General features: G+C 35.4%; 32 protein-coding genes, 1 tRNA gene and 1 other annotated feature. Of the genes, 22 read left to right on the top strand and 11 right to left on the bottom strand.

The genetic code is table 11. The features are described 5' to 3' along the window. Position 1: 1 nt before the first annotated feature. From P3T75_RS10890 to P3T75_RS10865, 6 genes are read left to right on the top strand one after another with little or no spacing between them, the layout of a single operon-like run. A complete protein-coding gene (locus tag P3T75_RS10890) occupies positions 2–457 on the top strand; it encodes a hypothetical protein (protein WP_282461588.1) in 456 nt (151 codons plus the stop codon). Then, positions 451–798, top strand: coding sequence for a hypothetical protein (locus P3T75_RS10885; RefSeq protein WP_282461587.1), 348 nt, complete (start codon positions 451–453; stop codon positions 796–798). The genes P3T75_RS10890 and P3T75_RS10885 overlap by 7 nt, the downstream gene beginning before the upstream one ends. A gap of 1 nt (position 799) precedes the next feature. Then, positions 800–943 carry an XkdX family protein gene (locus tag P3T75_RS10880; RefSeq protein WP_282461586.1) on the top strand — a complete coding sequence of 48 codons (144 nt, stop codon included), beginning with the start codon at positions 800–802 and terminating at the stop codon, positions 941–943. Positions 944–986: 43 nt separating this feature from the next. Continuing rightward, positions 987–1,391, top strand: a complete 405-nt coding sequence (locus P3T75_RS10875; RefSeq protein WP_282462603.1) for a phage holin family protein — start codon at positions 987–989, stop codon at positions 1,389–1,391. Then, entirely contained in the window at positions 1,384–1,692 is a 309-nt protein-coding gene (locus P3T75_RS10870; protein WP_282461585.1) for a hypothetical protein, read from the top strand. Before P3T75_RS10875 ends, P3T75_RS10870 begins: the two co-directional genes overlap by 8 nt. Beyond that, on the top strand, positions 1,693–2,436 hold the full coding sequence (locus P3T75_RS10865) for a peptidoglycan recognition protein family protein (protein WP_282461584.1): 744 nt from the start codon (positions 1,693–1,695) through the stop codon (positions 2,434–2,436). 42 nt (positions 2,437–2,478) lie between these two features. On the opposite strand, the gene P3T75_RS10860 is transcribed toward P3T75_RS10865, so the two are convergent. Beyond that, the gene (locus P3T75_RS10860) at positions 2,479–3,693 is read right to left on the bottom strand and encodes a LysM peptidoglycan-binding domain-containing protein (RefSeq protein WP_282461583.1); all 1,215 of its coding nucleotides are present in this window, start codon (positions 3,691–3,693) and stop codon (positions 2,479–2,481) included. A gap of 464 nt (positions 3,694–4,157) precedes the next feature. Continuing rightward, positions 4,158–4,230, bottom strand: a tRNA-Thr gene (locus tag P3T75_RS10855). Between the two features lie 125 nt (positions 4,231–4,355). Here P3T75_RS10855 and P3T75_RS10850 point away from each other — a divergent pair. The 14 genes from P3T75_RS10850 (at position 4,356) to sufB (ending at position 17,387) form a co-directional block, all read left to right on the top strand. Further along, positions 4,356–4,595: a hypothetical protein gene (locus P3T75_RS10850; protein WP_173102292.1), complete on the top strand. Its 240-nt coding sequence runs from the start codon at positions 4,356–4,358 to the stop codon at positions 4,593–4,595. 415 nt (positions 4,596–5,010) lie between these two features. Beyond that, entirely contained in the window at positions 5,011–6,204 is a 1,194-nt protein-coding gene (locus P3T75_RS10845) for an FtsW/RodA/SpoVE family cell cycle protein (protein ID WP_282461582.1), read from the top strand. 44 nt (positions 6,205–6,248) lie between these two features. Further along, a complete protein-coding gene (locus P3T75_RS10840; RefSeq protein WP_206902320.1) occupies positions 6,249–6,605 on the top strand; it encodes an arsenate reductase family protein in 357 nt (118 codons plus the stop codon). Position 6,606: 1 nt separating this feature from the next. Further along, a complete protein-coding gene (locus tag P3T75_RS10835; RefSeq protein WP_282461581.1) occupies positions 6,607–6,945 on the top strand; it encodes a glycine cleavage system protein H in 339 nt (112 codons plus the stop codon). A gap of 58 nt (positions 6,946–7,003) precedes the next feature. Beyond that, positions 7,004–7,259: a binding site (T-box leader), on the top strand. A 76-nt stretch (positions 7,260–7,335) separates the two neighbouring features. Further along, a complete protein-coding gene (locus P3T75_RS10830; RefSeq protein WP_282461580.1) occupies positions 7,336–8,370 on the top strand; it encodes a methionine ABC transporter ATP-binding protein in 1,035 nt (344 codons plus the stop codon). Next, entirely contained in the window at positions 8,363–9,049 is a 687-nt protein-coding gene (locus P3T75_RS10825; protein WP_206902323.1) for a methionine ABC transporter permease, read from the top strand. Before P3T75_RS10830 ends, P3T75_RS10825 begins: the two co-directional genes overlap by 8 nt. 51 nt (positions 9,050–9,100) lie before the next feature. Then, entirely contained in the window at positions 9,101–9,949 is an 849-nt protein-coding gene (locus P3T75_RS10820; RefSeq protein ID WP_206902324.1) for a MetQ/NlpA family ABC transporter substrate-binding protein, read from the top strand. A gap of 120 nt (positions 9,950–10,069) precedes the next feature. Beyond that, the gene (gene cobA / locus P3T75_RS10815; RefSeq protein ID WP_282461579.1) at positions 10,070–11,068 is read left to right on the top strand and encodes a uroporphyrinogen-III C-methyltransferase; all 999 of its coding nucleotides are present in this window, start codon (positions 10,070–10,072) and stop codon (positions 11,066–11,068) included. Next, entirely contained in the window at positions 11,058–11,963 is a 906-nt protein-coding gene (hemC, locus tag P3T75_RS10810) for a hydroxymethylbilane synthase (protein WP_282461578.1), read from the top strand. Before cobA ends, hemC begins: the two co-directional genes overlap by 11 nt. Before the next feature lie 186 nt (positions 11,964–12,149). Next, entirely contained in the window at positions 12,150–12,920 is a 771-nt protein-coding gene (gene sufC, locus P3T75_RS10805) for a Fe-S cluster assembly ATPase SufC (RefSeq protein WP_230710486.1), read from the top strand. A 16-nt stretch (positions 12,921–12,936) separates the two neighbouring features. After that, positions 12,937–14,217: a Fe-S cluster assembly protein SufD gene (gene sufD, locus P3T75_RS10800; RefSeq protein ID WP_206902327.1), complete on the top strand. Its 1,281-nt coding sequence runs from the start codon at positions 12,937–12,939 to the stop codon at positions 14,215–14,217. Further along, complete coding sequence (locus P3T75_RS10795) at positions 14,214–15,449, top strand: cysteine desulfurase (protein ID WP_206902328.1); 1,236 nt, start codon at positions 14,214–14,216, stop codon at positions 15,447–15,449. The genes sufD and P3T75_RS10795 overlap by 4 nt, the downstream gene beginning before the upstream one ends. Further along, positions 15,436–15,933, top strand: coding sequence for a Fe-S cluster assembly sulfur transfer protein SufU (sufU, locus tag P3T75_RS10790; protein WP_282461577.1), 498 nt, complete (start codon positions 15,436–15,438; stop codon positions 15,931–15,933). The genes P3T75_RS10795 and sufU overlap by 14 nt, the downstream gene beginning before the upstream one ends. A gap of 62 nt (positions 15,934–15,995) precedes the next feature. Next, entirely contained in the window at positions 15,996–17,387 is a 1,392-nt protein-coding gene (gene sufB, locus P3T75_RS10785) for a Fe-S cluster assembly protein SufB (protein WP_206902413.1), read from the top strand. A 97-nt stretch (positions 17,388–17,484) separates the two neighbouring features. Here sufB and P3T75_RS10780 read toward each other — a convergent pair whose 3' ends face one another. From P3T75_RS10780 to P3T75_RS10745, 9 genes are all read right to left on the bottom strand, one after another. After that, positions 17,485–18,675: a site-specific integrase gene (locus tag P3T75_RS10780; RefSeq protein WP_071869091.1), complete on the bottom strand. Its 1,191-nt coding sequence runs from the start codon at positions 18,673–18,675 to the stop codon at positions 17,485–17,487. A 73-nt stretch (positions 18,676–18,748) separates the two neighbouring features. Next, the gene (locus tag P3T75_RS10775) at positions 18,749–18,895 is read right to left on the bottom strand and encodes a hypothetical protein (protein ID WP_428839264.1); all 147 of its coding nucleotides are present in this window, start codon (positions 18,893–18,895) and stop codon (positions 18,749–18,751) included. Positions 18,896–19,572: 677 nt separating this feature from the next. After that, the gene (locus tag P3T75_RS10770; protein WP_071869089.1) at positions 19,573–19,761 is read right to left on the bottom strand and encodes a helix-turn-helix domain-containing protein; all 189 of its coding nucleotides are present in this window, start codon (positions 19,759–19,761) and stop codon (positions 19,573–19,575) included. Positions 19,762–19,860: 99 nt separating this feature from the next. After that, entirely contained in the window at positions 19,861–20,232 is a 372-nt protein-coding gene (locus P3T75_RS10765; protein ID WP_282461576.1) for a hypothetical protein, read from the bottom strand. 18 nt (positions 20,233–20,250) lie between these two features. Beyond that, positions 20,251–20,709 carry a hypothetical protein gene (locus tag P3T75_RS10760; protein WP_071869087.1) on the bottom strand — a complete coding sequence of 153 codons (459 nt, stop codon included), beginning with the start codon at positions 20,707–20,709 and terminating at the stop codon, positions 20,251–20,253. Between the two features lie 456 nt (positions 20,710–21,165). Further along, entirely contained in the window at positions 21,166–21,750 is a 585-nt protein-coding gene (locus P3T75_RS13570) for an accessory gene regulator ArgB-like protein (RefSeq protein ID WP_071869086.1), read from the bottom strand. A gap of 264 nt (positions 21,751–22,014) precedes the next feature. Continuing rightward, complete coding sequence (locus P3T75_RS10755; protein WP_282461575.1) at positions 22,015–22,638, bottom strand: GHKL domain-containing protein; 624 nt, start codon at positions 22,636–22,638, stop codon at positions 22,015–22,017. A gap of 157 nt (positions 22,639–22,795) precedes the next feature. Continuing rightward, positions 22,796–23,203: a hypothetical protein gene (locus P3T75_RS10750; RefSeq protein ID WP_282461574.1), complete on the bottom strand. Its 408-nt coding sequence runs from the start codon at positions 23,201–23,203 to the stop codon at positions 22,796–22,798. A gap of 61 nt (positions 23,204–23,264) precedes the next feature. Beyond that, a complete protein-coding gene (locus P3T75_RS10745) occupies positions 23,265–23,996 on the bottom strand; it encodes a LytR/AlgR family response regulator transcription factor (protein ID WP_282461573.1) in 732 nt (243 codons plus the stop codon). 452 nt (positions 23,997–24,448) lie between these two features. Between P3T75_RS10745 and P3T75_RS10740 the strand changes: the two genes are divergently transcribed. Together P3T75_RS10740 and P3T75_RS10735 are read left to right on the top strand one after the other, a co-directional pair. Then, on the top strand, positions 24,449–24,580 hold the full coding sequence (locus P3T75_RS10740; protein ID WP_002336256.1) for a subtilosin A family bacteriocin: 132 nt from the start codon (positions 24,449–24,451) through the stop codon (positions 24,578–24,580). Positions 24,581–24,614: 34 nt separating this feature from the next. Next, positions 24,615–24,746, top strand: a complete 132-nt coding sequence (locus P3T75_RS10735; RefSeq protein WP_002336257.1) for a subtilosin A family bacteriocin — start codon at positions 24,615–24,617, stop codon at positions 24,744–24,746. The last annotated feature ends 11 nt before the right edge of the window (positions 24,747–24,757 follow it).

Here is a 24,757-nt window from a genome sequence, read left to right as displayed (position 1 = left end):
TATGTCTGATATCGTACAGTTAAAAGAAAATGGCGTTTTAAAATATTTAAAAACGCACGCAAAGGCAGTAGAAAATTTAGACGCAACAATACAGACTGCTATTAGAAATGCTCTTTTGAATCGAGGAACAAAACTATGGTCGGGTGCATTTTGGCTATCAGCAGACCAAACGATAACGCCAACTAAACCCTTGTCACAATGTGAGAACGGTTGGGTTATCGTTACGGAGGTATATCGCGATTCTGGAGCTGGCGGTGGAGATATTGACTATCATTTCATTCCTAAAGCACCAATTGCAACACATACAGGACAAAATCATAAGTTAATGACATTTACTTCCGCCGGCACTCCTGTGTACAAACAAATTTATGTCACCGATACAAATTTTAAAGGGAATGCAAGTAACAGTACAGAAGATAATGGCAAAATTGTATTTTCGGAGGTGTGGTCATGGTAAAAGTGATTTGGATTGCGGATAAAGTCGGATATTTAGGGGGCTATTCCGAAGTTGAACAGCCCGATTTGATTGCAGTAGAAGTTACGCTTCAATCAGATGAATTTCTTTTTGATGATTGGCGATGGGATGGAGATAGATTAATTTTTGATCCAGAAAATAAACCGATTGTCGAAGAACCAAAAACAGCTATTGAACAATTACAAGCAGGATTAGCGCAAGCAAGTTTTCAGGTTATGCAGTCAACTAAACAAATTGAAGAATTGACTAAGCAAAACGCGGCAATGGGATTTAAAATCATGCAATTAGAGCAAAATCAAAATGCTGAAAGTGAGGGTAAATGATATGAACTTTCCGGGATTTAACGAAATTAAAATGTGGTATGAGTTTGGCTATTGGTCCAATGATATGGTAAAAGAAGCGGTAGTTTGTGAGGCTATCACGACTGATCAATTTAAAGAAATTACTGGAAAAGACTATGTAGCTTAATTGCTGCTAGTCTTTTTTTATAAGAAAGCAAAAGGTGGTAGAAATGGTGATTATTGACAATGGAAAATTATTAATAGAGTTCAAAAATTTGATTTCAAATGGTTATATGCAGCTTTTTTTATGGATGGTTCTTGGTGATATCGCAACTGGGATTTGTAAAGGTTTTTTTATTAAAGATAGTAATAGTACAAAGGGGTTACTGGGGATCGTTAAACATATGTTAGTTGTTTGTTTGGTTATTGTAGCTTACCCTTACTTGAAAATTATGGGGTTAGAAAATATCGCAACAGCATTTGTTTTCTTTTATATAGCTGTGTACGGTATTTCAATTGTAGAAAATCTTGGTCAATTAGGTGTTCCAATCCCAAAATGGGTGAAGGAACGATTAACTAAATTAAAAGATACATCAGATAGTGAATCAAACAAGGAGGATGAAAAAAATGTTTAAAGAAGGACAGAAGGTTAAAGTTCACGGGAAATTTGTTGTCAAAACTATAGGTGATGAATTTGTGGAACTGGATCCATATCTCCAAGGCGGCATTCCAGCAGTAGAAAAATTTGAAAAGCAAGGTTTTACAGAAGTTGCCGAAAGTGGTGAAGTCAAAAATTTTGACGGATTCACAGTTGGCGACTTCTTTGCTTTAGACGGAACATTTAACGTAGTCCGATCAAATGAAATCTTTTGCAAATTGATGGTTGGAAACCAAATGGTGTCCGTTCCGATTAACAAAATTATGGAGGTGGACTAAATGGTTGTTAGTTATTCAGGCATTGCAGGAAGACGTGGAAAGAATCCAACGCGAATTGTACTTCATAATGACGGTGGTAGCCAAGGTGCTACCGCCGCTTTTTACAAGTCTTGGCTAGAAAATCATAATCCTGAACTAGGTTTTGCACACGAATATATCGCTTCTGACGATACTTATCAAGCGGAGAATGCAGGCAATTGCGCTTGGCATTGTGCGAATGCAATTGGTAATCGTGATTATTACGGCATTGAAATTTGCCAATCACTAGGCAGTGAAACAACTTTTAAAGATAATGAACAAAAAGCATTTAAGCGTGCGGCACAGTTATGTAAGCAGTGGGGATTAAATCCATCAACTGCTATTTTTCCACTGCATCGGGAGTTAAGTTCTACTGATTGCCCGCATCGTTCATTTGCGCTACATGGTAAAGCAAATGCAGCAGTTAAAGCTTATTATGTTGAGCAAGTTAAAAAATACTATAACGGAGGTAGTACAGTGAAAAATACACGAGCAAGACACTATATCCATACTTTCTGGTATACAAAAAATAGTAGTGGTCACAAAGCAGTAGTGGAGTATTGTAAAAAATATAAGTGGAGCTATAAGGAGTATTACAGCAAGGACAAGAAGAGTGTTAAAATTGTAATTGGAAATTTTGCCCAAAATTCGACTAATAAGTTCGATATGGAGAAATGGCTTGGTGACAAAAATTATAATTATATTGTTACAACTGAATCAAAATAAATAATAAAGCCCTGGTCTCTTAGTTGAGGTCAGGGCTTTTTTTTATTTTACTCGTAATTGTTGACCAGGATATAATAAGAAATTATTAGGATCGATACCATTAAGTTGATACAATTGATCGACTGAAATCCCGGCTCGTGCTGCCACTTGAGGAGGCCCTTCACCATTTTGAACGGTAGTATATTGCTCTTCGGCGGGTTCCGGAGATTGTGTTTGACGCGTTGGTTCATTTTCAGCTACTTCTTGATTTTGCTGTTGGGTGGATTGACTAGGTTCTGTTTGATTTTCGACTTCGGGAGTTTGATAGCTTTCTTCTGAGTAAGCAGGTTCATTACTTTGAACATCTTCGGAAGAACTTGATTCATTTTTCTTAGTAGTATCAAACGGAGGTTCAGTTAGTTTTAATGAAGCAGCATCAGTATATTTTTCGACGAGTTTTTGATCAAAATCACCATTAAATTGCATTAGCACTAAATTGTCTTCATCGGTTGCGGTATATGAAAAAAGCATGGCTGAGCCTTTTCCTAAATCGTCATAATATTTCTTTGTTTCTCTAAGGTCCTTTAAATTATCAAATACGAAAATGCGAGCATTTTTTTGATCGTCTTCATTGTCTGTATCAATAAGCGAGAACATGGCGGCATCTTTTGCTGTCATTGGAGCCACGCCAAAATCATCTTTCGACATTTTTTTCTCGTTATGAACTACTAAAGACTTATTTTTAAACTTTTTAATGTATTCGTTAATAGACGCAACTTCTTTTTCTTTAGTTGATGTGGAAGTCGTACTGGGCGACTCTGTTTTTGATTTCTTATAAGGCTTGAAAATCATTTTCTTTCCTTGGTCAGGATCGTCATTTTTTTCTTTATCTGGTGTGAAAATAATGTTTTTATCTTCTTTAGTTACTTTGTAATAAGCCTCTTTATCAGTATCTTCTGTGAGTTGGAGTTTAATTTCATCCTTTTTCAATTCATATTCGTAAGTAATATTCATTTGACCAGCAATTTGTTTTCCAAGTTCTTCGCCAAAGCTCTCCCAATCGTTTTTAGCGCTAGACTTCATGCTAGAAGTATCAGCTTTCAAAGTCATAACATGATCTGAAAAAGTAGCTATTACGTCAAAAGCTTCTTTGTCGTCTTTATTAGCCGCTTCAATAATCCAATCATTTGCTTTTAAATCGTCGGTAGTAACGTTTGATGAGCACCCTGCGATTGTTAAACTTACAAATATAAAAAATGCCCCTAACACTTTTTTCACTTAAATCCCCACCTTCATTTTTACATAACTATATTATATCAGACACAAATAAAAAACCTACCCCAAAAAGGAGTAGGTGCGTGGCCAAGGTTAGAAAAAAGGAGTCACTAAGGAATTGACCACATACTTAGTTTAACATTGTTTTTGCCATTAATCAGTATATCTTTTGCAATATTTGAAACAACAATATACTATAATGCTGTTAGCAACAATATACTCCATAAAAAGAGTAGCACACTTAGTCAGCTTGGGGAAGATTTCTAGGTGAGGTGCTACTCTTTTAATTTGGGAGAATATTCCCGTTTAAAGGATATCATTTAAGCTGAGAGTTGTCATTTTAATATGGTAAGTAGTTGTTATTTAATAGAAGTAATTATAAATCTCTGCCCCAAAACCTGCCCCAAAGTAAGATTTAGGTCAAGTGTACAAAAAAAGAAACCTTGAATTATCAAGGCTTCTATATATGCCAGCTGCAGGGATCGAACCTGTGACCTACGCGTTACGAGTGCGTTGCTCTACCTACTGAGCTAAGCTGGCAGTACGTTAGAAATTATAGCAAAAATAAAATATTTGTAAAGGCAAAACCCTTCTATGAAACGAGGACTTAGAAAATTTTCACAAAGTGTGGTATACTAGTATTAATTAAAGGGAGGTTTTCTATAGTGGCAAGTTTTGGTAAGTTTGAAACAACAATCATTCCGTCAGATGCAGGTAAAGGATTTCAGGTCGATACCCATGTGAAATTTACAATTTACGGAAAACCGCAGACCGGTACCGTCACGAAACAGTTAAAAAATTCTGCAGTCGTTGAAATTGACGAAACGGGTGATAATCAACAATTAATGACACAAAGTAATGGTGTGATGATTATCAATTATAAAGAACTGGAAAAACTAAAATAGTTTTCTTACGGCTTAAGCTGGCAGCATTTGTTGGCTTAAGTCTTTTTTTTATCCGCAAAATTTACGGAACTAGGTTTATGACGATCCTTTTTTATACAATTTTTCAGGTCTTTTTTTAGGCCGTATAAGTAAAGTTTTTAAATTTTTCCTAGGGTCTAATTCCCTTCTTTTCTTTCTTTTCATTAACAACTATAATGGGGAAGTGTACTTTTTTACTCGATTTTTAGTTTATATTATCTAACGTAGGAAAAACGCTGTTGCAATCAGCCAGCAGTGTCTAGCTTTACAAACGAATCTTTTAGATGCGAAGGCGAAATTTTACGTAAACGTAAATGAATGTAGGAATTTAGCGAGCTTTTACTGTCGTATCTAATTTTTAGAAGTTTGCAAAGTCTTTTTGGAAAGAAGAGGAAGCATGGAAAATAGACGAGCAAGAAATGATAATCGGATTGATTATGGCGTGATATTGCCAGTCTTTCTGTTGTGTTTAATCGGGTTGGCAGCCTTGTATGTCGCCTTGACCCATGATCGTAACAGTCCTAATGTATTGGCCGGTGTTGCCAAACAAGCTGTTTGGTATGGGGTCGGCACAGTAGCGGTTGTGGTGATTATGCATATGAAATCAAAGTGGATTTGGAAGTTGACACCCTACATTTATGGTGCCGGTCTAGTGATTATGACCTTATTATTGAAGTTTTACGACCGAAATTTAGAAAGTGTCACGGGTTCTAAAAACTGGTTTACTTTTGGGCCGGTAAATTTCCAACCCGCCGAACTTATGAAAATTGCGTTAATTTTGATGTTGGCATTAGTCGTAACGACGCACAATGTGAAATACCGTAATCGTAATTTACCTACAGATGGTCTTTTGATATTAAAGATTTTAGCTGTTTCACTGCCAGTCTTGGTTTTAGTGATGTTGCAAAAAGACTTTGGGACCATGTTGGTGTTTGTAGCGATTATCGGGGGCGTCTTTTTGATGTCTGGAATATCCTGGCGCATTTTAATTCCGCTAATTGCGATTTTTGCGATTGTGGGTGGGGGCACGATTTTCTTAGTGACAACTGAGGTAGGACGAGATCTTTTGTATCACGTCGGCTTTAAATCCTATCAATTTGCCCGCATCGACTCATGGTTAAATCCTTTCCATGATATGCAAGGAAATTCTTATCAACTAGCATATGGCTTACTTGCTATTGGTTCTGGTGGGATGACAGGAAAAGGCTTTAATGTTAGCGATGTTTATGTACCAGTCAGAGAATCTGATATGATTTTTACGATTATTGGCGAAAATTTTGGCTTTATTGGAAGTGCGTTTGTCATCCTCTTGTATTTTATTTTAATTTATCATATGATTCGCGTGTGCTTTGATACAAATAATGAGTTTTATGCTTACATTGCTACTGGTATTATTATGATGATCTTATTTCACGTTTTTGAAAATATTGGCGCCAATATTGGTCTTTTGCCATTAACAGGGATTCCATTGCCCTTTATTAGTCAAGGTGGCTCGGCTATTTTAAGCAATATGATCGGCATCGGCCTCATTTTATCGATGCGTTACCAAGCAGAGACGAAAAAAGAGGAAAAAGATGCTACTTTAGCTTAAACGTGGTAAAGTGAAAGCGGAAATAAAAGTAAAGGAGCAATGCTATGCTGACTTTATATTGGTATCCAAAATGTAGTACGTGCAAAAAAGCAAAAGCTTGGTTGGATTCACAAGAAATTGCGGTTCAAACCATTGATATGGTTCAAAATCCACCGACTGCTGCAAGATTAATGCAGTGGATGGAAGAAAGTGATTTGCCAGTACGCCGCTTCTTTAACACAAGTGGTATGAAGTATCGTGAAATGGGTTTAAAAGATCAAGTGCCTAATTTATCGATACAAGAAGCTAGCGAATTATTGGCAAGTGATGGGATGTTAATCAAACGTCCAATTTTAGTGCGTGACGACAAACTTTTGTCGATTGGCTTTAAAGAAACTGAATATGAAGGGGTCGCGAAATAAGATGCAACAAAAATGTTTGAAAACAAAAGATAATTTGTGGGTATTGTACAATGGAAATGAGTATGTCGTTGGTTTAACGGAAGCTGCGCAATCTGATTTAGGTAAAGTAACCTTTGCCTCATTGCCAAAAGCCGGTCAAACGTTTAAACAAGGCACACCGCTAGTCGAAGTGGAAGCTGAAAAAGCCGTGCAAGAATTTCCCGCACCTCTAACAGGTACGATTTCTTCTGTGAATGAAAAAGCGCTAGAAAATATTAACGTTTTAAATGATGAAGATGAAATGAATGCGTGGTTGGTGGCATTTAAAGATGTCGATGCCACAGAATTCAACGAACTGTAAAATTTTTCTGAAAATAATTGACAGGCGATTTTTAGCTTGTTATAATTTCACCAATAACTTGAAAGCTTTGAAAAGAAGAGTACATGTCACCGACATTTCACAGAGAGCCTGGAGATGCTGCAAACAGGTAATGAAGGTAAGATGGAAGATGGTCTTTGAGCAGAATAAGTGAGCCGCTGGCAAGCTTATTACGGGGGTGCCCGTTATAGCACGACAGTATGCACCAAGAGGTAAGTACTGGATAAGGTTATAGTTGTGAGACTATAACAAATTAAGGTGGTAACACGAAATTGCGACAGCTTTTCGTCCTTTTGTAATTGAAAGAATTACAAGGATGGCAAGCTGTTTTTTTATGGCTTGAAGTATGAAAAAAAGAAAGAGGCTGAAAAAATGGCTTTAATCCAATTAACGGATGTCAAAAAGAGTTTTAATGTCAAAAAACAGACAATCCAGGCTGTAGACGGTGTTTCTCTGACTGTTGATAAAGGTGACATCTATGGTATTGTCGGCTACTCTGGTGCAGGTAAATCGACATTGGTTCGCCTGTTAAATGGGCTAGAATTAGCAACTGACGGCAGTGTTGTCGTTGATGGACAAGATATCGGCAAATTGAAGAGCAAAGAATTACGTGAGTTTCGTAAAAACGTGGGAATGATTTTTCAACATTTCAATCTCTTATGGTCCAGAACAGTTCTAGAAAATATTGAATTACCGATGGAATTAGCAGGGATTAAAAAAGAGAAGCGGCAGCAAAAAGCCAAAGAACTTCTTGCATTAGTAAATTTAGAAGGTCGAGGAGATGCTTATCCGGCACAATTATCCGGTGGGCAAAAGCAACGGGTAGGAATTGCTCGAGCGCTAGCCAATGATCCTAAGATTTTACTTTGTGATGAAGCGACGAGTGCGCTAGATCCGCAAACGACCGATGAAGTACTGGACTTATTATTAGATATCAACCAGAAATTAAACTTAACAATTGTATTAATTACCCATGAAATGAACGTCATCCGCAAAATTTGTAATAAAGTAGCGGTGATGGAATTGGGTAAGATTGTGGAAGAAGGTCAAGTTTCTGAGGTCTTTCGTAATCCTAAACAGGCTGTTACCAAACGTTTTGTTCAACAAGACTTACAGCCAAGTGAAGAACCAAAAGAAGTTTTACAAGAATTTATCGCTGAAAATCCTAATGGTGTGTTAGCGACGTTAATTTTTAAAGACGATAATGCCAATGAACCGGTAATCTCACAAGCAATTCGCAAATTTGATGTTGATATTAACGTCGTCTATGGGAATATTCGGCAATCAAAAGACAACTCTTTTGGCTCTTTGACGGTCTTGATTACCGGAGCTGACGACGCGGTTAATGGAACCATGGCATTCTTTTCTGCCCAACAAGTAGGAGTGGAGGTGTTGCATCGTGGATAAGAGTTTTGCTGAAACATATTTAAACTTTGACAAAGTCGATTGGGCAAAGATGCAAACATCCACCGTTGATACGCTTTATATGTCAATTGTTTCCATGGTTGTGGTTTTTGTTTTAGGAATTTTGTTAGGCTTATTACTATATAGCTTAGGACGAAAAAAAAGTGCCGGTTACCAAATTTTATATAATGTGGTGTCCATCATCAGTAACATCTTTCGTTCTACACCTTTTATGATTTTAATGGTATTAATTATTCCATTTACCAAAACGTTGGTGGGGAGTATGATCGGTGCTAGTGCAGCCTTACCAGCTTTGATTTTATCGGCGGTACCATTTTATGCTCGCCTAGTGGAAATTGCTTTTCGCGAAGTTTCTTCAGGGGTGATTGAAGCCGCCAATGCGATGGGGGCTAACTACTGGCAGATTATTTATAAAATTTTAGTGCCTGAAAGTATGCCGGCTTTGGTTTCTGGCTTTACCGTGACATCTGTTTCTATGATTGGTTTTACCGCTATGGCTGGTGCAATCGGCGCTGGTGGCTTAGGTTCTCTTGCTTGGTCAGAAGGGTTCCAATTAGGCAATCAAACGGTCACTTTAGTTGCAACGGTGATTATGTTACTAATCGTTTTTGTTGTTCAAGGCTTGGGAGATTACTTCACGCAAAAATTAGACAAGCGCTAATTGCGGCGAAGTTTCACAATTAAATTATTAAATTGTAGAGGAGAAATGAAAATGAAAAAATTATTTGGTTTAGCAACAGTATTGCTTGCAACAATTACTTTAGCCGCTTGTGGCAATGGCGGATCAAAAGATGAGAAAGCTAGTTCTTCATCAGATGCCAAAGAAACAAAATTAATCGTTGGGGCGACAACAAGTCCTCATGCGGAAATCTTAAACGAAGCCAAACCTTTATTGAAAAAAGAAGGCGTGGACTTGGAAGTGAAATCTTTTACCGATTACACATTGTTAAATAAGTTATTGGCAGAAAAAGAAATTGATGCCAACTATTTCCAACACAAACCGTATTTCAATGACCAAGTCAAAGAAAATGGTTATGACTTTGTCGATGCAGGTGCCGTTCATATTGAACCGATGGGCATTTATTCAAAAGGTATTAAAAGTGTAGATGACATTAAAGAGGGTACGACTGTCATTACTTCAAACTCCAATACTGACTGGGGTCGTATCTTAACAATTCTTGAAAATGCGGGCCTAATCAAATTAAAAGACGGTGTTGAAAAAACAACTGCGACCTTCGATGATATTGCTGAAAACAAAAAAGACTTAAAATTTAAACACGATATCGACCCAGGTTTATTGGTTCCAACCTATGAAAATGAAAAAGATGCCTTGGTTGCAATTAATGCGAACTTTGCTTTAACTGCTGGTTTAAACCCAGAAAAAGATGCCTTGATGCACGATGATGATAATTCACCCTATGCTAACATTATCGCAGTACGCAAAGGTGATGAAACGAAACCCGCAATTAAAAAATTGTTGGAAGTATTACACAGCGATGAAGTGAAAAAATTTGTTGACGATAAATGGAAAGGCTCTGTTAAAATCGTTGACGCAAAATAATAAAAAATAAGTAAAGGTGCACTTACGAAGTCGTGAGTTGCGCCTTTGTTTTTTTGTTTAAGATAAGGGATAATAGCCTAGAAGTAATGACTAAAAAATTAGCTTAAAAGGAGCAAAAAAATGGGAAAAGTTGCTTTAATTGGTGCAGGCCCAGGCGATCCTGCTTTAATCACTTACCACGGATTGCGAGCCTTGCAAAATGCCGATATTATTTTTTATGACCGCTTATTAAATCCAATTTTATTATATTTAGCCCCTGAGGATGCCAAACTTGTTTATGTAGGAAAAGCACCTGAACACCATGCCTATACCCAAAGTGAAATTCAAGAAAAGTTAATTAGTGCTACTAAAAAATATGATAATGTTGTCCGATTAAAAGGCGGCGATCCCGGTATTTTTGGCCGCGTTGAAGAAGAGGTGCAGGCTTTAGCAAAACACGGGATAGAATATGCAGTATATCCAGGTATAACCAGTGCTTCTGGTGTATCTGTCTATGCCGGATTTGCGATTACAGAGCGCCATGTCAGTGAAAAAGTGTTTCTAGCTACACCGACAGCCCAGTTGCAAGAATTTGCCCAAGAGCCTTTAGCTAAACTTTCTGCTGGTGGAACAATCATTTTATACATGGGAATGGAAAAATTAGCAGCTGTCGTTAAAATTATGTTAACCCAAGGTGCCAGTGAAAATCTGCCTGTTACAGTTGTGGAATGGGGAAGTTGGGGGCGACAAAAAAAGGTTGTGGCAACACTTGCAACAATTCATGAAACAGTGGAAAAAGCTGGTTTGCATAATCCTGCATTGATTTTTATTGGACCAGTAGCAGCAAAAGCGGCGACAAAATCCTGGTTTGAAGAATTACCCCGTTTTGGTCAAAAAACGATTTTAGTCAGTGAAAAAAAACTTACTTTTGATGAACTGTTAACTTATACCGATCAAGGTGCAGACTTGTATCCCGTTTTTGTGGGGGCAGCATTTGATGAACGGTTTATTTCTTTACATCAACGTTTATTGTTACCCCTTTTAAAAGAAGAGTACGAAATCATCTACCAAGGCAAAAATGCTCCGGCATTATTTCAAGACTTCCTAAAAGAAATTAAAGGAGGCCAAAATGGACGTTAAAATTGGTACCAGAAAAAGTCCCTTAGCTCAAATTCAAACGGACAATGTGATTGCGCGTTTACAAAACTTATTTCCGGAACATCGCTTTTTAAAAGTGTTACTTACAACTACCGGTGATAAGGATCAAACAACCGCTTTAAGCCAAATGGCAGGACAGGGTGTTTTTGTTAAAACTATTCAGCAAAAGCTATTGACTGGCGAAATTGACTTGGCCGTTCATAGTGCGAAAGATTTACCTTCCACAGAGCCAGAAGGGTTAACTTTAGCGGCATTTCCCGAACGTGCACCGGCAGGGGATGCTTTAATTTTACGCAATGAGTTTACTACATTAACAGATTTGCCTGAAGGCGCTGTGATCGGTACTGGCAGTTTACGCCGCCAATTTCAACTATTGTCGCTACGTCCGGATTTTATGATTAAGTCTTTGCGGGGAAATATCGATACGCGTTTAAAAAAATTAGCCCAAAAAGAATACGACGGTATCATGATGGCTCAAGCTGCACTACTACGCCATCCCAAAGCTTTAGGTGATTTTAAACTGCATCAAGTTTCCTTAACGTTAGATGAATTTTTGCCAGCTGTCGGCCAAGGGGTGATTGCAGTTGAAGCTGTGAAAAATTCACCTGCAGCAAAAATCGCCGCAGCTATTGATGACAAAAATGTGCGAAGCGCAATTACTTGTGAGCGTGCGTTTTTATCTGTCTTTGGGGTTGGTTGTAACGTTCCACTAGCCGCTCATGCCAAAGTGATTGGGGAGAAAATTGAACTGAGCACAATGTTAGGCAGTAAGACAGGTGCATCTTATTCTCTTGTTCAAGTTGGCGCTAATCCGGTGATTTTAGGGCAGAATAGTGCACGAGCATTACAAAAACTGGCTAATTGGCCACTAGAATAAATGAGAAATAACTAAGATCCAAGACGAGGAAGTTTTCGTTTTGGGTCTTTTAATTTATAATCATTCTAAATTGAAAATTATTGATTTTATAATAGTAAAAGAATAAGCAAATTTATTGAGGGAAGTTTGCTTATCATTCTCAATTAGCGTAAAATGAGTGAGAATGAAAATGATGGAGGCGAGACGATGGCAACGTTAGAAATTAAAGATTTACATGTAGCAATCGAAGATAAAGAAATTCTAAAAGGTGTTAATTTGACGCTGAAAACTGGCGAAATTCATGCCATTATGGGACCAAACGGAACAGGGAAGTCTACTTTATCTGCTGCGATTATGGGAAACCCTAATTATGAAGTAACCCAAGGTGAAATTCTGTTAGATGGTGAAAATTTATTGGAGATGGAAGTTGATGAACGAGCACGGGCAGGGCTATTTTTAGCAATGCAATATCCAAGTGAAATTCCAGGCATCACCAACGCAGAATTCATGCGGGCAGCAATTAATGCAAAACGAGATGAAGACAATAAAATTTCAGTCATGGAATTTTTAAAAAAGCTAGATAAAAAAATGGAATTATTAAATATGCCAGAAGAAATGGCAGAACGTTACTTGAATGAAGGATTTTCCGGTGGGGAGAAAAAGCGTAACGAAATTTTACAACTATTAATGTTGGAACCAACTTTTGCTATTTTAGATGAAATTGACTCAGGTCTTGATATCGATGCGTTAAAGGTAGTGGCAAAAGGGGTCAACGAAATGCGCGGCGATGATTTTGGTGCTTTAATCATTACCCATTACCAACGTTTGTTAAACTATATTACGCCTGATGTCGTTCATATCATGATGGACGGTCGCGTTGTTTTAACAGGTAACGCTGACCTTGCCAAACGCTTAGAGGCAGAAGGTTATGCTGGAATCAGCAAAGAATTAGGTATTGATTACAAGGAAGAAGTTTAAAAAGGAGGTCAATTAGATGACAGAATTGAAAAAGCTACTGGCTGATGTGACCACCTTTTCTGCTTATAAAGAAGAACCAGCTTGGATGTTGGAAATGCGTTTGCAGGCTTTAGAACAAGTGGACGAATTAGCTTTGCCACAAATTGAACGGGTTCGTTTTCACCGCTGGCCACTATTAAATATAACCAGTGACCATTTAAGTGGAGAACCAAAAGAAACAAGTGTCCCCTCTTTTGATGTCATGCAGGACAATCCATTATTAGTACAAGCAGACGACACTACTGTTTTTGAACAGTTACCCCAAAATTTAGTGGATCAAGGTGTTATCTTCACGGATATTTTTACTGCCATGCAAGAATATCCCGAATTAGTTCACGAGTACTATATGAAAAAAGCAGTGACACCTTTTGAAGATAAATTAACTGCTGCCCATACCGCTTTTATGAATAGTGGCGTGTTTTTATATGTTCCTAAAAATGTAGTGATTAAAGAACCAATCGAAGCGATTTTAAATCAATCTGGTACAGAGCATTTCTTTAAACATATTTTAATAGTGGCAGATGAGCATAGTGAGTTTACTTACTTGGAGCGTTTTAATTCTGAAAAAGAAGTAGCACAAAAACAAGCCGCTAATATTATTGTAGAAGTTATCGCCAAAGCTGGGGCCAAAGTGAAATACTCTGCAATTGACCGCTTAGGTGTAGACTTGACGACGTATTTGAATCGTCGTGGTTACGTAATGCAAGATGCAATGGTAGATTGGGCAATTGGTGTCATGAATGACGGGGATGTCGTAGCAGACTTTGATACAGATTTAGTTGGCAATGGGGCCCATTCTGAAATTAAAGTTGTTGCCATTTCAGCAGGCAAACAAATTCAAGGGATTGATACCCGGGTTACCAATAAAGCACCACATTCTATCGGTCATATCTTGCAACACGGTGTAATCCGTGAAAAAGGTACGTTAACCTTTAACGGTATTGGTCATATTTTAAAAGGAGCCAAAGGTGCAGACGCGCAGCAAGAAAGTCGCGTATTAATGCTTTCTGATAAAGCTCGTGGCGATGCTAATCCAATTCTTTTGATTGATGAAAATGAAGTCACTGCCGGACACGCAGCCAGTGTTGGTCGCGTCGATCCAGAAGAAATGTACTATTTAATGAGTCGTGGTTTGCCTAAAACAGAAGCAGAACGCTTAGTTATTCGTGGTTTCTTAGGTTCTGTTATTACAGCAATTCCAGTGAAAGAGGCCCAACAAGAATTTATTGAAGTGATTGAAGGGAAGTTGAATCGATGATTGATGCCCAAAAATTAAGACAAGATTTTCCAATCTTACATCAATTGGTCAACGATGAACCACTCGTTTATTTAGACAATGCCGCGACAACACAAAAGCCTGAAGCTGTGTTAGATAAATTGACTGCCTATTATCATCAAGATAATGCGAATGTTCACCGTGGTGTTCATACCTTAGCAGAACGAGCAACACAAGCTTATGAAGGTGCCAGAGAAAAAGTACGTACTTTTATTAATGCCAAAGAAACAGCAGAGGTTTTGTTTACGCGAGGCACAACGACTAGCTTAAACTGGGTTGCCAAAAGTTTTGGCGCTAAATTTGTTGAAGCTGGTGATGAAATTGTCATCTCTTATATGGAACATCATTCCAATATCATTCCCTGGCAGCAATTGGCGCAACAAAAAAAGGCTAAATTAGTTTATATCGATATTACGCCAGAAGGTTATCTTGATTTAGCTGATGCCAAGCGTAAAATCGGGCCAAAAACTAAAATTGTTTCGATTGCCCATGTTTCAAATGTTTTAGGTGGGATTAATCCAATTGAAGAATTGATTGCTCTAGCCCACGCAAATGATGCTGTTATGGTCGTAGACGGCGCACAATCTGTTCCCCATATGAAAGTGGATGTTCAACAATTGGATGCTGATTTTTATGCCTTTAGTGGTCATAAGATGTGTGGCCCAACTGGTATTGGTGTTTTATATGGCAAACGTCGATGGTTGGATCAAATGGAGCCTGTGGAATTTGGTGGCGAGATGATTGATTTTGTTAATTTATACGACAGTACATGGAAAGAATTGCCTTGGAAATTTGAAGCGGGTACACCTAACATTGCCGGAGGAATCGGTCTAGGAGCAGCAGTTGATTATTTGTCTGCCATTGGGATGGATGAAATCCACGCTTATGAACAAAGCTTAGTAGACTATGTCATGCCTAAATTACAAGCAATTGACGGTGTCACAGTTTATGGCCCGCAAGATCCACAAGATCATACCGGTGTTATTGCCTTTAACATTGACGGTCTTCATCCCCATGATGTGGCAACCGCGCTAGATATGGAAGGCGTGGCAGTTAGAGCAGGACATCACTGTGCTCAACCATTGTTGAAGTACTTGAATGTACCTGCCACAGCTCGGGCAAGTTTCTATTTTTATAATACAAAAAAAGATGCGGATCGCTTAATTGATGCGATTCATAAAACAAAGGAGTTTTTCCAACATGGCACTATCTAAACTAGACAATTTGTATCGCCAAGTCATCTTAGATCATTCTAGCCATCCTCATCATAGAGGGACGTTGGGAAAATCTAATGTGACAATTGAAATGAATAACCCAACTTGTGGCGACGTCATTCATTTGGAAGTTGAAGTAAACAATGGAATTATTTCGGATATTGCCTTTGATGGCAGCGGCTGTTCGATCAGTACCGCCAGTGCTTCTATGATGACTGACGCAGTTATTGGCAAACCATTATCAGAAGTCGGCAATTTAGAGCAGATGTTTTCTGACTTGGTGCAAGGAAAAGACGTAGCTGATGCTGAGAAATTAGGAGATGCCGCAATGTTAAGTGGCGTCGCAAAATTTCCAACGCGAATTAAATGTGCGACTTTAGCTTGGAAAGCATTGGAAAAAGCGGTCGTTGAAACAAACAGTGGCATTGCCGAAACAAGTTCCATACATTCCCATGAAGAAGATATTTTAGGGGAAAATAAATAAGAAGATGTGGCATTGATTTCAGAGAAAATCAATACCTAAATAAAGTAAGGAGTAGTGATCGCATGGGTGTTCCTGAATTAGAAGAATACAAATTTGGCTTCCATGATGACGTCAAACCCGTCTTTAGTACCGGCGAAGGTTTAACCGAAGAAGTTGTTCGGGAGATTTCAGCAGTTAAAGGCGAACCAGAATGGATGTTAGATTTTCGCTTGAAATCACTGGCAGCATTTAACAAAATGCCGATGCAAAAATGGGGTCCAGACCTTTCAGATATTGATTTTGGCAAAATTAAATACTACCAAAAAGCAAGTGATAAACCAGCTCGTGATTGGGATGATGTTCCCGATAAAATCAAAGATACCTTTGAAAAAATCGGAATTCCTGAAGCCGAACGGGCATACTTGGCGGGCGCTTCTGCTCAATATGAATCTGAAGTGGTTTACCACAACATGAAAGAAGAATTTGAAAAATTAGGGATTATCTTTACGGATACAGACTCAGCCTTAAAAGAATATCCTGAATTATTCAAAGAATATTTTGCCCAATTAGTACCACCAACTGATAACAAATTAGCTGCCCTAAACTCAGCTGTTTGGTCAGGGGGGACATTTATTTATGTACCAAAAGGCGTTCGGGTGGATACACCATTGCAAACATATTTCCGGATTAATGCCGAAAATACGGGACAATTTGAACGAACATTAATTATCGTTGATGAAGGCGCTAGCGTTCACTATGTTGAAGGGTGTACCGCTCCGACGTATTCAAGCAACAGTTTACATGCAGCGATTGTTGAAATTTTTACCAGAAAAGATGCTTACTGCCGTTATACCACAATTCAAAACTGGTCTGACAATGTCTACAACTTGGTAACAAAACGTGCGAAAGCATACGAAGGGGCTACAGTAGAGTGGATTGACGGTAACCTCGGTGCAAAAACCACAATGAAATATCCAAGTGTTTACCTAGACGGCGAAGGTGCGCGCGGAACCATGCTTTCAATCGCCTTTGCAGGGGCCAACCAAATTCAAGATACCGGTGCTAAAATGATTCACAACGCACCTAACACTTCAAGCTCAATCGTTTCAAAATCTATTTCAAAAGATGGCGGCGAAGTGAACTATCGCGGACAAGTAACCTTTGGTAAGAAAAGTACCGGTTCAGCTTCTCATATTGAATGTGACACGATTATTATGGATGAACTATCAAAATCTGATACCATTCCATTTAATGAAATTCACAACAGCCAAGTATCACTTGAACACGAAGCCAAAGTTTCAAAAATCTCTGAAGAACAACTGTATTATTTGATGAGCCGCGGCCTATCAGAATCCGAAGCCACCGAGATGATTGTCATGGGCTTTGTCGAACCATTCACCAAAGAGCTCCCAATGGAATACGCCGTCGAACTAAATCGTTTGATTAGTTATGAGATGGAAGGCAGTGTAGGTTAATTTTAACTTAAGCGCTAGAAATGTTGATTTATCAATGTTTCTGGTGCTTCTTTTTTTCGAAAAAGTAAACTAACTACAAAACTAACTACAACGGAGGTTAAAAGAGATATTTCTCTTTTTCAATAAATTTAGCAAATTGATCCGCACTGCGTTCCTCGCGTTCAGGATAGAAGTAGTTATAAACCTGACGAGTCATCTTAGAATCTTTATGGCCAACTCGATACATAATATCCTCTAGATTCATATCTGCCATTGCACAAAGAGAAACGTGCGTCTTCCTGAATTCATGAAGAGTAATCCGTTTTAGGTTGTACTTGGTTGCAATGACATCATACCAATCGTTTGCTTGACCAGGACGACAAAACATATTTTCTCTATTTGGAAACACAAGCTGGTGCTTACTTGTAGATTTAAATCCTAAAATAGTTAACTCTAACTGCTGTCTAGTTTTCCATTCCTGTAACATAGTCATAGTTTCTGAATCAATTGAAATGGTTCTTTTTCCAGCATTTGTTTTAGCACTTTGGCTAGCTACTTTAGTTATTTTAGTAGTAGGATCACTTTCGACTTCAGCTAGTGTTTTACTGATGATTAATTTATTCGTTTCAAAATTAATATCATTCCATTCAAGAGCAAGTATTTCTGATTTTCTAGCGCCTGTATAGGACAGGACACGAAAATAGGTTTCGATTTTCTTATTTCCATGTTTTTTGCATGAATCTAGAAAAAGCGCTAATTCTTTTGGTGTATAAACTGTCATTGTTTCAGTAGCGACTAAATGTTCATCAATTTCTTGACGTTTAATTGGCTCAGTTTTCCGCATAGGATTTTCAGTAATGAGTTCTTGTTGGATACCATATTGAAAAATTTGAGCAACCGCTCTCCGAAAATAGTAAGCCTGTTTATATCCATCTCTTATCCAGCGACGATTAACTTGAGTACAAAATCGAACAGAAATATCATTTATTTTTTTGTCTCCAAAATATTCAAGTGCATGATCTTCAATTGCTCTTCTAGTGATCATGATAGTAGACGGCTTTACTTTCAATCGATATTGCTCGATGAATTCTTCATACAACTCTTTAAAAGTGATATTGCCATTCATTTTAATTAGATTTCTGTCAAAATCTAATTGTAGTTGTCTGTAGACTTGTTGGGCATCTTTTTTTGTTTGAAAGCCACTTCTTGTAGTGCGGACTTCTTCACCAAACTCAGCCTTTCCAAGATAGCATTGGAATTTCCAGAGTTTTTTATTGTATTTTGTGTATTGCTTAAAAGAAACAGACATTAAAATCTTCCTTCCTAATTCATTATTTGGATTAGGATATTTTGTTTTTAGTAAGATTTTAATAATTGAGGCTTTAATCAGATGAATCATTTTTTAATTGATTGAAAATATTTTTAACATCTTCAAGATCATACAAATGTTGCCGACCAATCATAATTACTTCTAATCCATTTAGATGAAGTGTTTTTAAGGTGTCATAACCAATATGCAATTCCGTCATCAAAGTTTGTTGATTAATATATCTTCCAAGAATTAGTGATGTCCTATCAAGCTTAGTCATATGATCTTACCTTTCTTTACACAATAGACTGGTTACGATATTTATTTGCATATTTTCGTTGAAAAAAATAGCAATCATCCTTTCTTCATTAAGAGTGTATTTGCCTCAAGATGCTGCGAGCTAGAATTAAATACTATACTTTAATTATAATACGCTTAGCATCTTTTTCCTATACTAAGTGGGAAAAGGATAATTGTTTTAAGGAATGTTATCACTTATTCAAACGACTTAGGAAAGTCCACAGGAATTTCACCTCAACTCAAACTTGGAGAAGCTACCCAATGCCGTGAAGCGTTCAAGGTAGGAGTATCATTATAGTGAATACAAATCATGGCTTCTTCAAGTTCCTAAATGAAGAGTGTAAATCAAATAATAATCGCTCGTTTTTTCAAAGTCATTGCGGATTTGTTTACCTAGCTTATTGTAATCAAAATGTATTTGAATAAGTTATTCAATTTTCAAAGAGCAGTTTTGGTTATATACTAATAAGAGGTTTATTGGATAAGAAAACACAACATTTAATTTGTTAAATATGGAAAAATGGCCGAGGTTGTACTCTCAGCCATTTTTTTGGTTTAATTCAAATTTGGGTTGTAAATAAATATTTGATATTCTTATTATTGAACTTCAAAATCCATTATCAACCTGATAAAGCGCTCTGATAACTCTTGATAGCAGTCTAAATCAATCCTGCCATCACGTGTAGCCTCTTTTAGTAATAAAGGTTGAAACTGTTGGTACAAATTTACCATTGATTCATGATCACCTTTCTGAGCTTTAATAGCTAAAGAAGTAAGAGTTTCCATATTCTATTCCTCCCTTAAAAAGTTTTATAAATTTTTTAAAGGAGGAGCTCGTATATAAATAAATCTGAGATTATCTTTTCATTAACTTCTTTAACTTTTCTAGCAACCTTTTCTTGTAAATAGAAATTGCCTGCTGTGATATTTCCTTTTCTTGTGCAAGTTCAGTATCACTTTTTTTACAACATATTTTTCTAAGAGAAATCTCTTTTCTTTAGTATTAAGCTGTTTGATTGCTTTTATAAGCATTTCATCTTCAAAATACGTTTCAATGTTTATCAAGTCAAGTAATGGCATATTGATAATATTAAAATAGTTATCTGTGTAAGAAGAATCGAGTGTGATATCTTGAAAATCGGTAAGGAGTAATTTAGCAGAGTAGTTTCTCTTTTTTCTATAATAGTTGTTTGCATGATAGTGTATTCCTATATGAATGTATTTTTTTAGTTTGTTATCACTTGGAGTATTTGCCATGTGAACTACCTCCTATATCTATGTGACTTTTTCCGTATGTCGATACTGCCAAAAACCTCTATAAACTTTTTCAACAGGCAAGTTATTATCTTCTACCATTCTTGGTAAAATATTACTTACTAGATTTTTATAACCTAAATTGAAATGTAGATTTTTTGTGACTACAGAATAAATTTGTGAAGCATTCATTGGTATGCCAGAAGATTTCAAAATGTAGCAGATATCTTTAGAAATAATGTCATAGGGAATAGAAGAAAGCTTTATTTTTTGATCCTTAAATTTTGTGTAATCAATCTCTTTCTTTGGGATAATAGTAGTTTGAGAAAGTGCATGTCCTTCAGAAATAGTATTTTCTATTTCTTCTATTCGATTTAATCGTTTTTCAACGGCTTCATATAGACTGGCTACGGCTTTTCTTTCATGCATTAATTCAATCAGCAGCTTCATCAGGGTTCTTTTTTCTTCTAACAGATTCAAAATAATCACCTCTTTATTAATAAGAGGTTTTAAAGTTACAAAATTACAACAAAAACCGACCATCAATCTAATAAATTGATAGTCGGTTTTTGTTGCTTTATTAAATTAAAAGTGGGTAATAAAGATTATTTATGCCAACAGACTGTTTTCTGAATACAAAAAAGTAATTTATGAGGGAAAATAGAAAAAATTAGCCCAAATTGGTGAATCTACAAAATTTTTATTCGAAATTATTTCTCTATTGATAGATATTTTTGTGCAGGTAAAAGTGGCAGTTATTACGATAATAACTGCCGTTTTAGCAATTACTATCACTGGCTTATCAATTTTTATTTAATAAGGTAAGGAATGTAAATTTACTTATTGAATAACAATTTAAAAGCAGAGAAGAGACGCCAGTTCGAAAATACTTATTAGCAGCATGGCCCACTATGATCTCTATCTCATATTTTTAGTTCACAAAAATAGTTTAGATTTTCTATTTCGAAAAAATTTGCCAAGAGAAAGTGAGAGTGCATTAATAACAATGCTCCAGCTTAGCATAATAATTAACAATTTGAATTGAAAAATCACACAAAAAAGAAAAACAAATAAGTATTTGTAAAGTGATAATTTCAGTTTGTTTTTAAAGTAAACTAACTCTTCATTATCAAGTGGTTTATTTTTATTATCAATAGGATTGGATAAATAAATATAGATGTAAGATACACAAGCTAAAAATTCTAAAATATTAATTGATACAGTATCTGATTTGACTAATATTATCATCAATTGAATTAGCAATAGAGAGAAGAGAATACAAAAGTGATCATTTTTTAAATGTAGTCCTCCAGCATATCGTCTCAGGGTAAGGAAACAGATAGTAAAAAATATTGTTTCTAAAAGGAAATGATTAATTGTACCTAAAGTTAAAATAAGAAATGCGATAAAGAGATATTGAAAAAGCGTTTCTAATCCATAAATGTATATATCTACTTCATCCAAGTCTATAATTTTTTCTTTGACTAAAGTGTTCGCTATGATTCTAGTAAATTTTTGCATATTCTAAAATTTTCTTAATTTTTTTACATTTTTAGGAATTTTTTTTTGCCCAAAGATAAATGCACAAGTAAAGTTTACCGACAGTCCTGCACTAGCAAAACTTATTTTTTTGTTAAATTGAGAATTTGTTTCTTCATAATTCCATATCTCCTTTATTTTTATTTTATTTATAAGTAGTTAGAAATATAGAGTTACTTTCTTACTACTGTATAATTTGTTTGAAAAAAGTTAAGAACTTTCAATTAAAGTCCCATAAAATTATTTTTACGCAATAATAATCATTTTCGATAAATTGCTCGTAAATACCACTATTTTCACGGACAGTTTTTTTATGTTTTTTATTCCTATTCCTTCATTGGGAATTTCACTGTGATTAGTATCAATGGTATTTTTTATGTTAATAAACAAACTTTGATCAAAATATTTAATCTTTAGATCAATTTTTTTGAAACAAGATTTATCAATTTCTAAACAAGCATTAATAGCATTATCAAGTAAATTACCAAAAAGTACAATAATGATGTCATTTTCTAAATTTAATTCTTCAGGAATGAGACAATTTACTTGAGTAACTATACCATGATTTTTTGCAAAATATATTTTATGAGAAAGTAAATAATTCAATTCTTTATTTGGAGTGTAGACTTCAAGCGAGTTATTATCTAATTCTGAAATTTGCGATTGAATAGTTAATATGAAATTCATCGCATCTGTATATTTTTTATTTTCAATGTGACTTGCTAAGATAAGTACCGTGTTTTTGAAATCGTGCCTCATAGATTGAAGTTGCTCCTGTGAAGCAATAGCATTAGTAAGTTCCTTTTTCTGCTTAATTAAGTTAAATTCTAGTTTTTGATACTCTAAATCAGTTCTGTTTTCTTTCTTCATACGATTATACAGAATAAAAAACCTAAATTGAGAAAAGAAATCTCAAATATCAGCAATAAAGTAAGAATCGTATTTTCGATAGGTATTTCTATTATAAAATATAAAAACATATAACAAGACAATACAAATAATGAGGTTAATGGAACAAGACAAACAATTAACTTTGAAGCTTTTCTTGTTCTAAAAAAATCTTTTTTAATAGAATTATTGCACAGATAATTAAAACTGTCTTAGTAGCAAATGTTGGAATTGTTCCATCTATAACTAAGGGAATTTTATCTAAATCATAATTAAGTAATTGAGTTAGTTCCAGAGCTGTAATGCTCTCACTTAATAAAGTAATTAAGACATAAATACCCCCAAAATAGAATTTATCAATCATTGGTAATTTAATGTTATGAGTTAAAAAAGCTATAAAAAGTATATATGATATTAAATTAAGTAGTGTTAAAGTTGATTCACTCAAGGGAATGAAATGACTTATATTTATTCCTAAATTTGGTATGAAAACTCCGAAGAAGCCTATTATTAATTTATTCTTTTTACATTCTGCAAATCTTTTCATAAAAAAATAAAATAAGAATATATCAATGAGTGTCGAAGTCATTAACAAGAATATCGTCATATTAAAATTTCCTTTCCATATATCTAAGTATTTCAGTTCTTGCATACGATCTGAATTTTCTACTTATTGGAAGAATTTGATGATTTTGTAATTCGTGATTACTAAATTTCAATATAACATTTTCACCAGATAAACGTATTAAAGATTTCAGATTAATGATAAATGACGTATGAATTTGAACAAAAGAGTCATTCAGTTTTTTTAATAAATCGTTTGTTGACATGATAAATTCATCTGCACCATTTTCAGTATGAATTAAAACGTATCTCCCCTTTTTTTCAAAATAAATAATGTTTTTAAAAGGCACCAAAACTACTTCATTTCTTTTTTTATAATAAAATTCTTCTTCTTCTGAATCAAGTAAATCTGTTATTCTATCAATTGTTTTAAATAGCTTTTCTTTGGTTACAGGTTTTATTAAATAATCAAAAGTATTTACCTCAAAAACATCTTTCATATATTGTGTGTAATAAGTACAAAAAATAATAAAAGCATGTACATCAGTTGATCTTATAAGCTTTGCTAATTGTAAACCATTAATAGTTGGTATCTCGACGTCTAAAATGTAAATATCATAGTGACTATTGTTAAGATTGTTAATGAGTCGCTCTGATTGATTAAAAATATCACAATCTATTGTAAAACTATCGCTTGTATATTCTAATAGATAATTTTCAATAGAGGTAGTAACTATTGGAATGTCATCACATATTGCAATTTTTAAGGTCTTCATATTTGAGGCTCCAATCTTTAATTAGTTATGAACGGCATAAAGAAATCAAATATTGTACAATCAATTTTAACTCCTTCAATAGTAAAATCGTCTGATTTGTCATGATCAGCAAAGTAAATGTAACGATAAACAAAATTTGAAAATACCGTTGATCACTTTAAATAATTTTAACATGCTAGTTTTCATTTTGGAAATATAGATTACAATGCGAACAGATTCTATGTATTAATTGTTTTAAAATTTTCTTATGTTATTTAAGACAGCTTGATTGTCGATTGTTACATGTCAATTTTTTTTTTGAAGAATTTGTTACATTGGTAACAAGTAGTAATGTATTTTACTAGCTCTTAAGAATTACCTGTTTAATGACTTTTCTTGAAGTTAAATTTATGTTTTATCCACAAAAAGTTATTTTATGGGTATCAAATTATATAGTATAGGAGGGGAGAATAATGGAAAAAGCAATGGTTGTAAATAACAAAAGCTGTTCAGTATGTGCTATTGGAGCAGCTTGCTTAGCGGATGGACCAGTTCCAGATTTTGAAATTGCAGGGGTATCTGCTATTTTCACAGCATTTGGTTAAAGTATTTAAAGTATTAAAAGGAGGTGAAAATGATATGGAAAAAGCCATGATTGTAAATAACAAAAGCTGTTCAGTATGTGCTATTGGAGCAGCTTGTTTAGCGGATGGACCAGTTCCAGATTTTGAAATTGCAGGGGTATCTGCTATTTTCACAGCATTTGGTTAGAAAATAATTAA

This window comes from Enterococcus montenegrensis (assembly GCF_029983095.1).
GTDB classification, from domain to species: Bacteria; Bacillota; Bacilli; order Lactobacillales; family Enterococcaceae; genus Enterococcus_C; species Enterococcus_C montenegrensis.
This window is presented reverse-complemented; position numbering and strand designations above follow the sequence as displayed.